Raw genomic sequence first — 13,535 nt, 5'->3', positions numbered from 1 at the left:
GGCGTGACGACGGGCCTCTGCGGCGCCATCGCCCTGCGTCACCGCCCGTGATGCGTCATCCGGCCTGCCGCCCGCGAGGACGGCGGCGACGCAGGCCCGCGAGCGCGGCCAGCCCGAGCGCCGCCGCTGTCGACCCAGGGCCCGCCCCCGCGGCCATTCCGCAGCCACAGCCGCCGCTCTCGCCGGCGCCCGCCCCGCTCGATCCGGCCGCGCTCGCGGCGCTGCCCGTGGTTGCGGTGGCTCCGCTGGATCCCCCCGTGGCGCCCCCTCCCCCCGCGCCCGCGCTCCCGGCGCCGCCCGTGACGGCCGCCGAGCTCCCGGTCGCGCCGGAGCCGCCCCCGGCGCTCCCGCTCGATCCGGCGGTGGCGCTTCCTCCCCCCGCGCCCGCGCTCCCGGCGCTGCTCGCCGATGCGGCGCTCGGCGAGTCCTCCCCGTTGGCCAGAGCGATGTACGCGTCGGCGAAGCGCTGGCCGAGGACCTGGTATGCGGTGGAATCGAAATGGTACCCGTCGTCGGGCGCCCGCGGCGCGAAGTCGTCCGTGTCGACCCACGCGACCCGGGGGACCTCGTCGGCCACGGCCACCTGCGCCGCGCGCACGGCGTCGATGTTCGCCTCCCGGCCGGCGGCGATGGGCCCGCCGTTCGCGGGGTAGAGGTTGTCGCTGACCCGGCCGAGCACGACCGGGAGATCGGGGACGCGGAGGTCCTCGCGGACCGTGGCGATGAAGCTGCGCAGCAAGTCGCCGTAGCGGAACGCAGCCGACCACCCCGCCTCGTTCTCGCCCTGCATCCAGACGAGCGCCGCGATCTCGTAATCGTGCCCCTCCGACTCGAGCCGCGCCAGGGCGCCGTCGAGCCGCGTCACCTCGTCGGGATAGAGCAGGGCGCGATCGCCGGTGTACGTGGCGGAGTCCAGGCTGCCGAGGAGCGTGTGGTAGAGCTGCGACTTGTAAAGCACCTCGGGATCGGGCGGGAGCCCGCGCCCCCAGTGGTCGACGAGGTTCGTGCCCCCCTGCGCCACCTTCACGATCGCGATCCGGTGCTCCGGAAACGCCGCTGCCACCGCGCGGCCGAACGTGATCTCGGGCCCGTAGCGGCGCGCGTCGCCCTTCGGCTCGAGCGGCCCCCAGTCGGTGCTCGTCGCCGAGGCATAGGGCCCTCCCTCACGCGCGTCGGGGTTGTAGTGGTCGTACCAGATGTCCGGCTGGCTCCCGAGCTCGGGCGGGAGATCGCGGCCCACGCCGAAGCCGACCATGTTCGACTGGCCCGCGAGGACGAACACCTTCACCGGCTGCGCCATGGCGGACGCGGAGAGGGACATGACGCCGGCCAACATGGCGATGCAAGACCGCTTCATGGCACGGTATATCCCCCGCGCGCGCCGCCACGTCAACACGGCGGCGCGCGGCCGAGATCGCGGTCGGTCGGGGCTCGCCTCGGGGTCACATCCCTTCGGGCATCGTCTGATAGACCGAGGTCGACGCCGCGCAGACCCCGTTGGTCGCATACGAGTAGCGGTGCGGTCGCGCGTGGTGCTCCGAGTGGCGCGCGCACCAGAGCGCTGCGCCGCCGGTCTCTTGCCGGTGCTTCACGCACTCCGGGCAGGGCGGCTCGATCTCGGGGACCCGGCCGGCCGTCGCGTGATCCTTGGGCCGGACGATCCACACGGGGCAGCGGGCGAGCCGCGAGACGCGCTCGGCGACCGAGCCGAGCAGCAGCCGCTCGATCCCGTGATGGCCGTGCGAGCCGACGACCACGAGGTCGGCCTCGAGGTCGGCGGCGAGCTGGGCGATGTTCTCGGCGGCGGCGCCGCGGCGGAAATGGACGACGACGCGCTTCAGCCGCCTGCCGTCGAGCTTGCTGCCCATGGCGCGCACGCGCTCGCTCGCGCGCTGCTGAAGCTGCTGGAGCGCGACATCGGGCTTGGTGGCCTCCGCGGGCGCCCGCGAGAGCCCGAGGCCGACCCAGCTCTCGGGCTCCACGTAGACCGCGTGCACCTCCGCGTTCTCCCGGCAACAGGCGGACTCGAGCGCCTGGTCGAGCGCACCGTTGCTCGCCTGCGAGAAGTCGACTCCGACGACGATGACAAACCGACCCGCTGCGCTCGCGCTCGACATGAAAAGAGCCTCCTCTGCCTCGTTGCAAGGCCATGACCGCGGGAAACCCGCGCTGCCCAGCACGCCCTCGAACGCCCTCGCACGCCGCGTGCCACGCGGTCCGGCGCTCGAGAGGCGCGCTCCTCTCGCAGGGGCCGACAGCGCGCTCCGCGCGCGGGGCGAGCCAGCCGCACCCTGTTCGCCGCGGCGCAAACGGCGCGCGGGGGCGCGGGCGTGGCGCGACCAGGGCCGCGGCGCCCCGGGGATCGAGGCCGTGGCACGCCCGGTGCTCATGTGGTGCTGCGCCTCGAGCGAAGGACGCCGGGCGAAGCGGAGAGAAGACGATGACGAGCCCTGAGCCGATCAACGGAGAGCACCCCATCGCGCACCACCTGATCCGCAGCGCGCGGATCGTGGGAGACGACGGGGAGGAGTCGGGCGCGGCGACGGTCTACTGTCCCTTGCAGGAGCGTTCGACGACGGTCGCTGAGTGCGAGTCGTGCCGCCGCTTCCACGCGTTGCACTTCGACGCGACCGCGCGCACGACGTCGGTCGTCTGTCATGCCGGCCCGGCGACCCCGGGCGAGGAGCGCGCGGATCTGCTGCGTGGCGTGGGCGGGCCGCTGGATCCGGAGACGCCGCTCGCCGACATCATGACGAGGGACGTCATCTGCGTCCGGCCGGAGGTCACGGTCGACGAGATCGCGGCCCTGCTCGTTGGCCACGAGATCAGCGGAGTGCCGGTCGTGGACGCGGAGGGCAGGCCGGTCGGGATGGTGTCGCGCGCCGACGTCCTGCGGGCAGCGCAGGAGCGCGGGGACACGGAGGAGTCGCGGCGGGTGACCCTGCAGCCGGACGACATCGCGCCGCTCGACATCGAGCAGGGCTTCCACGTGTACGAGCCCATCAAGACCACCGCGCGCGACATCATGACGCCGGTGGTGCTGCAGCTGCACGAGAGCGCGAGCATCCGGCAGGCCGCGTCGCTCATGGCCTACGAGGGCGTGCACCGCCTGGCCGTGACCTCGGACGACGGCAAGGTCGTGGGCATCCTTTCATCGCTCGACGTGCTGCGCTGGTTCGGGCGGAGCTGCGGATACCTGATCCCGCTGCCCGCGCGCAAGAGGAGCTGAGGTCCTCCCCCCACCATCACGTCGCTCCTGTCGCGTCCGCCTCTGACGCGAGCACGAGCGCCCATCCCGTGTCGATCCACCGCGTCGCCGCCCTCGGCGTCCCTTCGAGGTAGCGCAGCCGGTTGACCCGCTCCTCGTCCAGCAGGCCTCCGTTCTTCTTCACATCGTCGCGCGCGACGATCACCCAGGCGAGATCGGTGAGCGACACGGTCCGCTCCTCGAAGCCGCCCGGGCCACCATCGATGCGCAGCCCGCCGGCCTCGGTCCGCCCGACGATCCGGCAGCGCTCGCCGTCCCGCTCCACCATGGCGCCCGCGCCGGGCCGGCGGAGCAGTTCCTCCACGAGCGCCCGCGCCCGCTCGCGCGCCCCCGGAGGAAGCGATCGTGACGCCCTGCGGCCTGAGCCCAGCGCGCGGTACGCCGCGTGGTCGATCCCCGGACAGGCCCAGAGCCCCTCGTCATCGAGATACCTGGCCACACCGGCGTATCGCCAGGCGGGCTCGCCGGGCGACCGCACGAGGACGAAGGCGGTCTCTCCGGGACGGCGCTGCTGCACTGCTGCCGGCGCCCGGATGCGATCAGGGGCAACGAGCGCCCCCGGCGCCTCCAGACAGAAGAAGAGGTGTCCGCCGACACGGCCGGTCCGCGGCGGCTCGTCCAGGCCGAACGCGTCGGCAGCAGCGCTGTCGTCCGGGAAGCGCTCGCCGAGAGGTGGGCCGAGGTCCTCGGGGCGGATCACCTCGACCAGGCTCGCGATCGGCACCGTCTCGGCGGTCGCCTCGAACGACGGCCTGTCAGGGTTGTCCGAGCGAAGCCACCACCGCGGCCCGTCGCGCACGATCCGCTTGATCTGATACGCAAACCCGAGATCGCGATCCGGGATCTGCACCAGCGCCACCTTGCCGTCGAGCGCCTCAACGGAGGCGCCGCGCGCAAACCGCAGGATCAGCCAGTCGCCATCGCGGATCGGACGCTTCCCGCCATCCATCGAGTCGCCCGCCGCGCGCACGGCGAAGAGCCCCTCGCCCCGCGCCACGGTCGGCAACATCACGGCCTCGGCCCCGGGAGAGAGCTCCGTCGGCGCGCCGGCGGCGCCGGCCGCCGCGCGCAGATCGGGAAAAGCGACGAGCGCGCCGCGCGGCGCCGTGGAGACGCCTTCAGGGCGCTCCGGCTCGGCCCAGAGGCCGTCGGGCGATCGGGCGAAGCGGACGTGGAACGCCGTTCCAGGACGGCCAGCGCCGAGGCCGAACCATCGACGCAGGAGGTCCGGGAGCTCGTTGCGCTGCGAGCCCACCCGGTGGGCGACATTGCAGAACTCCTTCATGAAGCGAAAGCGCCACACCTCGCCGTCGGGGAGCCGGACGTCGGTATCTCCCGCAGGCAGATCAAGGCGGGCTTTCCGTGAAGGCAGCTTGAGGATCGGGTCGCGCTGGTTCCACAGCACCTTGGTCGAGAACGAGGCGCCGGAGCCGTCCTCCCGGCGGCGCGCGCGGTACATGGCGAGACGATAATCGACGAGCTCCCGTGTCATCGCGGCAAAGACCTCCTCGTCGCCGGGAGGACACGAGAGCTTCGAGACGAAGCGATCGCCGTCGAGCGCGAACCAGCGGCGGTTGCGCTCCCCGGTCCACGCCGCGATGGGGTTGGTCTTCCAGTAAGCGACGAAGCGGCCCAGCTCCAGCGATCCGCCGCCTCCCAGCTCGGCCACGCCCTCGAGGTCGCGAGAGAGCTCAGGCGAGCGAGCGAGGAGGGCGTGGCTCCTGCGCGCGAGCTCGTCGACCGACACCCCCTCGAAGAGCGCGCCTGCCTCGAGCAGCGCCTCGAGGGTGACCATCTTGTAACACTTGCTCATCGCGGTCACCTCGAGCTCCCGGAACCACGCGCCGGCGGCACGGAGGACCCGGAGCTCGGGCGCGCTCAGATCGCCCTCGGTCGCCACGAAATCGAACCAGCCCTCGTGCGCCGGCCGCAGCGAGGTAGGCCGGTAGCCCATCCGGTAGAGCTCGCCGGCCGTCGGACGGTCGTCGCGGGCCTCGCGGAGATCGCGGTACGCGCGCTCCACCTCGCTCTTGCCGCGCGCCGGGAGCAGGCTGAGCAGGAGGTCCTTGGCCTCGAGATCGAGGTCCACCGTGCACCCCGGCGGCAGGCGCGCGGCGCGGACCCCGCCGAGAAAATCGCGCAGGTCGGAGGCCTCGGAGCCCAGCGAGACGAGCGTCCGCACGCGGTCGAGGAACACGCGGTGATTGCCGACGAAATCGAGCACGGTGAGCTGCGCCTTGCCGTCCGACCTGCGCAGACCACGGCCGAGCTGCTGGAGAAAGACGACCGGCGACTCCGTGGGTCGGAGCATCACCACGCGATCGACGTCGGGCAGATCGACCCCCTCGTTGAACAGATCGACAGCGCACAGCGCGTCGAGCTTGCCAGCGATGAAGTCCGCCAGCGCCTCCTCGCGCGGCGCTGACTCCGGGCCTGAATGGACGGCCGCGATGCGCACGCCTCGCCTCGCGAAGAAGTCGCAGGCGTGGTGCGCGTGCCGGATCGAGCAGCAGAACACGAGCGTGCGCGCCCCCGGGTGCTCCTGCCACGCGCGCCACATCTGCTCGAGTCGACGATCGGTGTCGATCGCCCTCTCCAGCTCCTCCGGATCGAACCGGCGGTTCTTGAAGGTGACGGATCGATAATCGGTCTCGTCCCGGAGGCCGAAGTACGCGAATGGGACGAGCAGCTTCCGCTCGATGCCGGTGCCGAGATCGGCCCGGTAGGCGACGTGATCGTCGAACAGCCCGACGACATCCGCGCCGTCGGCGCGCTCGGGCGTGGCGGTCAGGCCGAGCAAGAAGCCGGGCTCGAGGCGGTCGAGGATCGCGCGGTAGGTCGGCGCGGTCCCGTGGTGGACTTCGTCCACGATCGCGTAGTCGAAGCTCCCGCGGACGAGGCGCGCGAGGTGCTCGGGGCGCGACAGCTTCTGCACCGAGGCGAAGACCATGTCGCCGTCGAGCTCGCCCGCGCTCCCGGCGCACCAGCTGAAGCGCGCAGCGCGGCCCTGCGGGAGGCGGCGGAGCGTCTTCGCGGCCTGGAAGAGCAGCTCCTCGCGGTGGGCGAGCACGAGCACGCGCGGCGAGCGGCCCTGGTGCTCGGTCCAGGCGGCGACGTCGAGCGCCGCCAGGTACGTCTTGCCCAGCCCCGTGGCGAGCACAACGAGCGCGCGGCGGCGCCCCTCGTCCGCGCGGCTCCGCTGAAGCGCGGCGAGCGCCTCGATCTGGATGGCGTGCGGCGGCGGCGGGGGCTCGATCGCCTCCGCGTCCTCCTCGCCGGGCGGCAGGTCGGCCGAGATCTCACGCGCGCGGCGGGCGTAGCGCTCGACCCAGTCGGCCGTGAGCGGCAGGGCGCGGGACCACCAGCGCTCGAAGGCGTCGGCGGCGGCCCGGTAGGCCTCTGGATCGCGGTGCCGGTCGACGCGCAGGTTCCACTCGACGCCGCTGCCGAGCGCCGCGCGCGAGACGTTGCTCGATCCGACGAACGCTGCGCCGAAGCCCGGGCCCTCGAAGCGCCACGACTTGGGGTGGAACGAGCGGATCTTGCCGGGCAGCGCGTCGACCTCGACGACGCGCGCCTCGAAGCTGCCCCGGACGCCCTCGGCGTCCGCGAGCGCGGCGTTGCCGCCGGCCCAGTCGAGCAGCTCGGCCAGCGCCGTGGCCTGGGTGATGTGGAGGTAATCGCCGGTGACGAGCCGCACGCGGGCGCCGCGCGCGAGGGCGGCGAACACGTGGCCCTCCAGCACGTCGAGGCCGCTCTGCTGGACGAAGGCCGCGAGGATAGCGACGTCGGTCGCGCGCGCGAAGATCGGCGCGATATGGCGCAGGAACGGGTCGTCGGCGCCGCCCGTCGCGAGCGGAGAGGGCCTCCCAGCGAGGTAGTTCCCCTTGCCGGGGATGACATGGCGCACGCCGCCGCGCGGGTCGTCCACGTCGCCGCGGAAGCGGGGGATCACGTGGACGTGCAGGTGCATCACCGTCTGCCCTGCAGCCTCGCCCGCGTTGATGCCGATGTTGTAGCCGTCCGGCCGGAGCTCCTGGTCGAGCTGCCGCTTCACGGCGTCGACGAGCTCGAAGATCGCGGCGCGCTCCTCGACGGTGGCGTCGAACCAGGTCGAGACGAGGCGGCGCGGGATGACGAGCGTGTGGCCCTGGCTGACCGGGAAGCGGTCGCGCAGGGCAAACGCGAGCGAGTTGCTCGCGACCCAGGCCGAGCCAGGCGCCTCGAGGAACGGGGAAGTCACCAGGGCCGCGATGGTACTTCGGAGCAGGAGCCGTGTGTATTCGTCGGTCCGCCCCGCGGCCGCGTCGCGTCTCGGACGCGCTGCTCCTCTTCCGATGGCCTCCACTCGGCCGGAAGCTCGTGGGGCCCGCCGGCTCGCCGCGAGGCGCTCGGCAGACCCGCAGCCCTGGCGTTCGTCCCCCAGCTCCCGGGCTGTTCGCCGACCTCGTATCTGCTAAGTTCACGACGAGCTCGACCATGGCGACACCGGCGACTGTCCACATCGACGTGGAGCTGCCTTCCGACCTTGCCCAGCTCCGGCTTCCTGAGGGGGTCGATCGCCGACTGCAGGCGCTCCTGAACAAGCAGGACCGAGGAGAGCCGCTGTCGGCGGATGAGGCCACCGAAGCCGAAGGGCTCGTCCATCTGGCCGAGCTGCTCAGCTTGCTGCGGCTCCGCGCATCGCCCACGCCCAGGAGGGCCTGAGGCGCGCTGTCGTGATCCGGGGGCCGCGGAGCGTCAGCGCTGCCGGCTTGCTCGCAGCCGTCGGTGGCCCTCAAGCACGGTGAGCACGACGACGCGCTCCGGCTCCACACGATAGATGATGCGATAGCTCTTCAGGAACACTTCCCGGATGTCGGGCTCCTCGATCTCCGGAACGACGCGACCTGCGCGGGGATGGGCCGATGCCTTCTCGGCCTTGCTGATGAGCTTTTCAATCCAGGCTTCGGCGGCCTTCGGATTATCGCGCGCGATGTAGGCGCAAATGTCCTCGAGGTCGGCGAGCGCCTCGGGCGACCACTCAGCGGGCACCTGAGCTCGCTCGGACCTTGGCCTTGAGCCGTGCGCGAACCTCGGTCGACGAGAGGGTTCCTTCTCTCTCGACGCTCGCGATCCCTGCCTCGACCTTGGCCTTGACGAGCTCTCGGCGCTCGATCTCTTCGAACGCGTCGGGGGTGATCACCACCGCAGCCGGCTTGCCGTTCTGGGTGATGACGAGCGGCCGCTGGGTCGCGTGGAGCTGCCGGAGGAGCTCGGACGCATGCGTCTTGAACTCACCGATGGGAACGATGTCCTCTGCGACGTTGATCTTCTTCATCAGGGTCCTCGAGCTCGCGGTCTGGTCGAAATTACGACCATCCGCTCCAGCCCGCAACGTGGGCTGGGCTCGATCCCCCACCCCTCCACCCCGCTAGGCCACCCGCGCCTCCCAGTCGATCCGGTACGCGTACGCGCGCTCCTGCGCCGCCGCGCCGATCCGCAGGAACAGCGGCAGCGCCCGGTCGCGGAGCCACTCTGCCACCGGACCACCGACGGCCTTGCGGCTGCCGTTCCGCCGCGCCTGGCGGACGATCGCCTCGACGCGCGGCCGCCGCAGGCGCTCGAAGGCCGCGAACGCCTGCTCCGGCTCGGCCGCGTCGCGGAGGCACCTCGCGAGGAGCATCCCGTCTTCCATGGCCAGCGACGCGCCCTGACCGGCGTGCGGGGTCGCCGCGTGCGCTGCGTCGCCGATGAGGCACACCCGGCCAGCGTGCCAGCGCGGCATCGTGAGGATATCGTGGAGCCGCCACGGCCCGAGCACCTCCGGCGTCGCGCGCACCACGTCGGCGATCCATCCCGGATCACCCTCGTGCGACGCCAGGATGCGCTCGCGGAGCGACCCCGGCGCCGCGGCGCCGCCCGCCTCGGGCTCCCCGCTGTTGTGGAACCACCAGACCTCGCCGTCCGGCGCCGCGAACGCGCCGAAGAACGCGCGCCGGCCGAACACCATCACGTTCCAGCCGGGCGTGAGCGGCGCTGAAGGGCAGCGCGCGAACCCGCCGAAGTCGATGAGCCCCGTGTACCCCGGCGCCGGCGCGTCGGGCAGCGCGCGCGCCCGCGTCCGCGAGCGGAACCCGTCGCACCCGATGAGCACGTCCCCGCGCGCCTCGCCGCCCGCGCCCCCCTCGCCGCCCTCGCCGAAGCGCGCCACGACCTCGCGCGGATCCGACCGGTCGATGTCGGCGAGCCGCGTGCCGTACCGGATCTCGACGCCGCGCCGGACCGCCTCCTCGGCGAGCGCGGCCTGCAGCGCGCCGCGCCGGATCATCACGAGCCCCGCCCCGAACCGCCGCGCCGCCTCGCGCTGGTCGATCTCGCCGATGCGCCGGCCCCGCGCGTTCTCGAACCGGAGCCCCTCGCAGAGCGCGCCCCGCGCCTGCACCGCGCCCGCGACGCCCAGCTCGACGAGCACGTTCATCCCGTTCGGCGCGACGCCGAGGAACGCGCCCTCGCTCTCCACCAGCGCCTCGCGCGCCTCGTAGATCGTCACCTCGACGCCGAGCCGCCGCAGGAACATCCCGAGCACCGGGCCCGCGATGCCCCCGCCGATGAGGATCGCGCGCCGCACACCCCGCTGTTTCATCCCGAGACCTCCTCTCGATGTCCAGGCCAGCATGGGTGCGACTGGCGCTCATTGCCAGTGATGATCCGTGATGATAATCGTCACCGCCGGTGAACTTATCTGCGATCGACCTCAACCTGCTGCTCGTCCTGCACACGGTGCTCGAGGAGCGGAGCGCGGCGCGGGCGGCGCGGCGGCTCCGCGTCACGCCGTCGGCGGTGAGCAACTCGCTCGCGCGGCTGCGCGCCCACTTCGGCGACCCGCTCGTCGTGCGCAGCGGGCGCGGCCTCGTGCCGACGCCCCGCGCGCTGGAGCTCGCGCCGCGGCTGCGGGCTGCGTTCGGGGAGATCGCGGGGGCGATCGAGGGAGAGCGCTCGTTCGACCCGAGGGCGACGACGCGCGCGTTCACGCTCGCTTGCTCGGACGTCGACCAGATCTGCAGCCTGCCGGCGATCGCGCCGGCGTTCGCGGCGGCGATGCCGCGCGCGGCCCTCCGCGTCGTGAGCGTCGATCACCTCGAGGCGTCCGGCGGGCTCGGCGGCGGCGAGGTCGACGCGGCGCTCTCGCCCGCGTACCCGCTCCCGCCCGGCCACCACGCCGCGGACCTCTTCGAGCAGGAGAGCGCGTTCGTGGTCCGCCGCGACCACCCGTGCGCCGGCCGCCGGCTGACGCGCGAGCGCTTCAACTCGCTGCGCCACATCGACATCCACCTCGCGCTCGGGCGCGGCGGCATCGGCAACCGGGCCGCCCAGGAGATGCTCGCGGCACAGGGGCTGCGCCGCGAGATTGCCGTCACCGTCCCGACCTTCGCCGCCGCCGCGGTCGTCGCCGCAAGCACCGATCTCGTCACCGGGATGCCGCGCCGCCTGGCCGACGCGCTCGCGCGGATCGCGCCGCTCGCCGTCGTCGAGCCGCCGGTGCCCGCGATGGTCTTCCGCATGCAGCTCGTCTGGCACGAGCGGACGCACCTCGACGAGGGCGCCCGCCGCTTCCGCGAGGTCGTCATCGCCGCCCTGCGCGAGCCCCCGCTCAGGCGCAGCGACGAGGGGCGCAATCAGAAGAGGAGCTCTATCAAGAAGGCAGGGAGAGGAAGAGAGAGGTCGAGTCGCGCTTCCTGACCTCTCGCCCGCCGGCGCTCTCGCCCCCCCGGCGAGAGCGCTCATCGCGAGCAGCTCAGGCCGCCGGAGCCCCGCTCGCCACAGGCGCGGCCATCGCCGCCGCAGGCGCGGCCATCGCCCCCACCTCGCCCGCCTCGCCGGCGCCCGCCGCGGGCCTCGCCGAGGCGGCGCCCGCCGGCCGCCGCGTGAAGAGGCCCGCGACGAACCACACGAAGGCCGCCACGCCGGCGATGAACAGGCTGTCTCCGACGAACCGCATCCAGCGCAGCGCCTCGAGGAGCGGCTGCTGCATGAACTCCGCGCTCCGCGCGTACCACAGCCCGCGCTCGACGCTGGCCCACGCCTGCGCGAGCCCGATCGGCAGGAGGCTCAGCAGGATCATGAGCCCGAGCCCGCCGTTCATCCCCCAGAAGGCGACCCGGAGCCGCCCCTCGCTCCAGACCGCGTGAGGGAACAGGCGGCGGAGCATCAGCAGCACGAGGCCGAGCGAGAGCAGCCCGTAGACGCCGAAGAGGGCGGCGTGCGCGTGCACGGGCGTCGTGTTCAGGCCCTGCATGTAATAGAGCGCGATCGGCGGGTTGATGAGGAAGCCGAACAGCCCCGCGCCCACGAAGTTCCAGAACGCGACCGCGACGAAGAACTGGATCGGCCAGCGATACGCCTGCATCCACCCGCTCCGGTGCTGCATCTGCCAGGTCTCGCGCGCCTCCATCCCCACGAGGACGAGCGGCACCACCTCGAGGGCGCTGAAGCTCGCGCCGACGGCCATCGCCGAGACCGGCGTGCCGCTGAAATAGAGGTGGTGGAACGTGCCGGGGATGCCCGAGACGAGGAAGATGCACGTCGAGAGCAGGGCCGCGCGCGCCGCGCTGTCCGGCCGCAGGAGGCCGAGCCGCGTGAAGAGGAACGCGATCGCCGCGGTGGCGAAGACCTCCATGAACCCCTCGACCCAGAGGTGCACGACCCACCAGCGCCAGTACTCCATCACCGAGAGGTGCGTCTTCGCGCCGTAGAACATGCCCACGCCGTAGAACATCCCGATCGCCACCGTCGCGCCGGTGAAGAGCAGCACGATGTGCCGGCTCAGGTCGCGCCGCGCGAGCGCCGGCCAGAGCGCGCGCAGCATGAGGACGAGCCAGAGCACGAGGCCGCCGAAGAGCGCGATCTGGAAGGCGCGGCCGAGGTCGACGTACTCGTACCCCTGGTGCCCGAACCAGAACGACGCCTCGAGCGCGAAGCGCTGCTTCACCGACAGCCACTCTCCCGCGAGCGAGCCGAAGACGACGAACACGAGCGCCGCGAAGAGGACGTTCACCCCGAGGCGCTGCCCCCACGGCTCGCGCCCGCCCACGGCCGGCGCGAGGAACAGCCCGGTCGCGAGGAAGGCCGTCGCGATCCAGAAGACGCCGAGCTGGACGTGCCAGGTGCGCGTCACCGCATAAGGCAGGTAGTCCGCCACGGGCAGCCCGAAGACCTCGTGTCCCTCGACGGTGTAGTGCGCCGTCAGCGCGCCGAGCGCGACCTGGAGCACGAGCAGCGCGACGACGACGAAGCAGTACTTCCCGACGGCCCGCATCGACGGGGTGAGCACCCAGCCCTCCAGCGGATCGCGCGCGGGCGCGGGGACCGAAGGCTCCTCGGCGCGGCGGAACGCGTGATACCAGACCAGCGCGCCGATGCCGGCGAGCAGCAGCACGACGCTGACCACCGACCAGAGCACGTTGGCGCTCGTGGGCACATTGCCGATGAGCGGCTCATGAGGCCAGTTGTTCGTGTAGCTCGCGCCGGTCCCGGGGCGCTCCGCGGCGCAGGCCCACGAGGTCCAGAAGAAGAACGCCGTCAGCTTGTCGCGCCGCCCCGCGTCGGGGACCGCGCCCGTGTGCAGCGCGTAGCTCTCGCGCAGGCCGTCGAGGCCGGGCTCGTCGCCGAACAGCGCGCGGTAGTGCGCCGCCGTCTCCTCGATCGCCCGCGCGCGGTCGTCGGAGACCGTGAGCGCCCCGGTCGCCGGGTCGAACCCGTTGTGGCGCATCGCCTGCCGGAGGCGCGCCTTCAGCGCGGCCTGCGCCTCCTCGGGCAGCGCCGCGAACGGCGCGCCGTGCTCGCGCTCGCTCCAGAGCGCGAGCTGCGCCTCGGCCTCGCGATGGAGCCAGTCGGCCGACCAGTCCGGCGCCTGGTAAGCGCCGTGCCCCCAGACGCTGCCCACCTGCTGTCCGCCGATGCTCTGATAGACGAGCTGCCCGTCGAGGATATCGTCCTTCGTGAGCAGCACCCTGCCCGACGGCGTCTGCACCCGCTCGGGGATCGGCGGCGCCTTGCGGTACACCTCCCGGCCCATGAAGCCGAGGATCAAGAATCCAGCGGTGATGACGGCGGCGAGCGCCAGCCAGAGTCGTCGTAGGCTATGCATATCGACCTCGTTGTTCGCGTGAGCCCCGGGCGCGCCCTCCGCGGCGCGGCTCCGGGGGCTCCGGTCGTGACGCCAGGCCGTAAAGCAGGCGGCGTGCCGATCCCCTCGAGCCCTTCGTTTCGCGGACCCAGACGGCTG

Annotated in this window: 10 protein-coding genes; 3 read left to right on the top strand and 7 right to left on the bottom strand. The window is 72.7% G+C overall.

Features of this window, described 5'->3' with window-relative positions:
- Window positions 1-55: 55 nt before the first annotated feature.
- Window positions 56-1,357 carry a sialate O-acetylesterase gene (locus tag WME85_RS20205; protein ID WP_437840320.1) on the bottom strand — a complete coding sequence of 434 codons (1,302 nt, stop codon included), beginning with the start codon at window positions 1,355-1,357 and terminating at the stop codon, window positions 56-58.
- Between the two features lie 85 nt (window positions 1,358-1,442).
- The gene (locus tag WME85_RS20200; protein WP_437840319.1) at window positions 1,443-2,117 is read right to left on the bottom strand and encodes a universal stress protein; all 675 of its coding nucleotides are present in this window, start codon (window positions 2,115-2,117) and stop codon (window positions 1,443-1,445) included.
- Between the two features lie 323 nt (window positions 2,118-2,440).
- Here WME85_RS20200 and WME85_RS20195 point away from each other — a divergent pair, with 323 nt between their 5' ends.
- On the top strand, window positions 2,441-3,229 hold the full coding sequence (locus WME85_RS20195) for a CBS domain-containing protein (RefSeq protein WP_437840318.1): 789 nt from the start codon (window positions 2,441-2,443) through the stop codon (window positions 3,227-3,229).
- 16 nt (window positions 3,230-3,245) lie between these two features.
- Here the strand turns inward: WME85_RS20195 and WME85_RS20190 are convergent, their stop codons facing one another.
- Entirely contained in the window at window positions 3,246-7,511 is a 4,266-nt protein-coding gene (locus tag WME85_RS20190) for a DEAD/DEAH box helicase family protein (RefSeq protein WP_437840317.1), read from the bottom strand.
- Window positions 7,512-7,747: 236 nt separating this feature from the next.
- Here WME85_RS20190 and WME85_RS20185 point away from each other — a divergent pair, with 236 nt between their 5' ends.
- Complete coding sequence (locus tag WME85_RS20185) at window positions 7,748-7,975, top strand: hypothetical protein (protein WP_437840316.1); 228 nt, start codon at window positions 7,748-7,750, stop codon at window positions 7,973-7,975.
- A 33-nt stretch (window positions 7,976-8,008) separates the two neighbouring features.
- On the opposite strand, the gene WME85_RS20180 is transcribed toward WME85_RS20185, so the two are convergent.
- From WME85_RS20180 to WME85_RS20170, 3 genes are all read right to left on the bottom strand, one after another.
- Entirely contained in the window at window positions 8,009-8,302 is a 294-nt protein-coding gene (locus tag WME85_RS20180; RefSeq protein ID WP_437840315.1) for a type II toxin-antitoxin system RelE/ParE family toxin, read from the bottom strand.
- On the bottom strand, window positions 8,292-8,588 hold the full coding sequence (locus WME85_RS20175) for a type II toxin-antitoxin system Phd/YefM family antitoxin (RefSeq protein WP_437840314.1): 297 nt from the start codon (window positions 8,586-8,588) through the stop codon (window positions 8,292-8,294). Before WME85_RS20175 ends, WME85_RS20180 begins: the two co-directional genes overlap by 11 nt.
- Before the next feature lie 93 nt (window positions 8,589-8,681).
- On the bottom strand, window positions 8,682-9,893 hold the full coding sequence (locus WME85_RS20170) for an FAD-dependent oxidoreductase (protein ID WP_437840313.1): 1,212 nt from the start codon (window positions 9,891-9,893) through the stop codon (window positions 8,682-8,684).
- 89 nt (window positions 9,894-9,982) lie between these two features.
- Between WME85_RS20170 and WME85_RS20165 the strand changes: the two genes are divergently transcribed.
- Window positions 9,983-10,990 (top strand): LysR substrate-binding domain-containing protein, encoded by a 1,008-nt coding sequence (locus WME85_RS20165; protein ID WP_437840312.1) that lies wholly within the window; start codon window positions 9,983-9,985, stop codon window positions 10,988-10,990.
- 55 nt (window positions 10,991-11,045) lie between these two features.
- Here the strand turns inward: WME85_RS20165 and WME85_RS20160 are convergent, their stop codons facing one another.
- Window positions 11,046-13,397: a nitric-oxide reductase large subunit gene (locus tag WME85_RS20160; RefSeq protein WP_437840311.1), complete on the bottom strand. Its 2,352-nt coding sequence runs from the start codon at window positions 13,395-13,397 to the stop codon at window positions 11,046-11,048.
- Window positions 13,398-13,535: the final 138 nt, after the last annotated feature.

The organism is Sorangium sp. So ce1153 (genome assembly GCF_051521595.1).
GTDB lineage: Bacteria > Myxococcota_A > Polyangia > Polyangiales > Polyangiaceae > Sorangium.
This window is presented reverse-complemented; position numbering and strand designations above follow the sequence as displayed.

Bases quoted from the DNA above. Each gene is read 5' to 3' on its own strand.
- WME85_RS20195 (WP_437840318.1), top strand. From the start codon at position 2,441: ATGACGAGCCCTGAGCCGATCAACGGAGAGCACCCCATCGCGCACCAC.
- WME85_RS20205 (WP_437840320.1), bottom strand. From the start codon at position 1,357: ATGAAGCGGTCTTGCATCGCCATGTTGGCCGGCGTCATGTCCCTCTCC.
- WME85_RS20185 (WP_437840316.1), top strand. From the start codon at position 7,748: ATGGCGACACCGGCGACTGTCCACATCGACGTGGAGCTGCCTTCCGAC.
- WME85_RS20200 (WP_437840319.1), bottom strand. From the start codon at position 2,117: ATGTCGAGCGCGAGCGCAGCGGGTCGGTTTGTCATCGTCGTCGGAGTC.
- WME85_RS20170 (WP_437840313.1), bottom strand. From the start codon at position 9,893: ATGAAACAGCGGGGTGTGCGGCGCGCGATCCTCATCGGCGGGGGCATC.
- WME85_RS20160 (WP_437840311.1), bottom strand. From the start codon at position 13,397: ATGCATAGCCTACGACGACTCTGGCTGGCGCTCGCCGCCGTCATCACC.
- WME85_RS20175 (WP_437840314.1), bottom strand. From the start codon at position 8,588: ATGAAGAAGATCAACGTCGCAGAGGACATCGTTCCCATCGGTGAGTTC.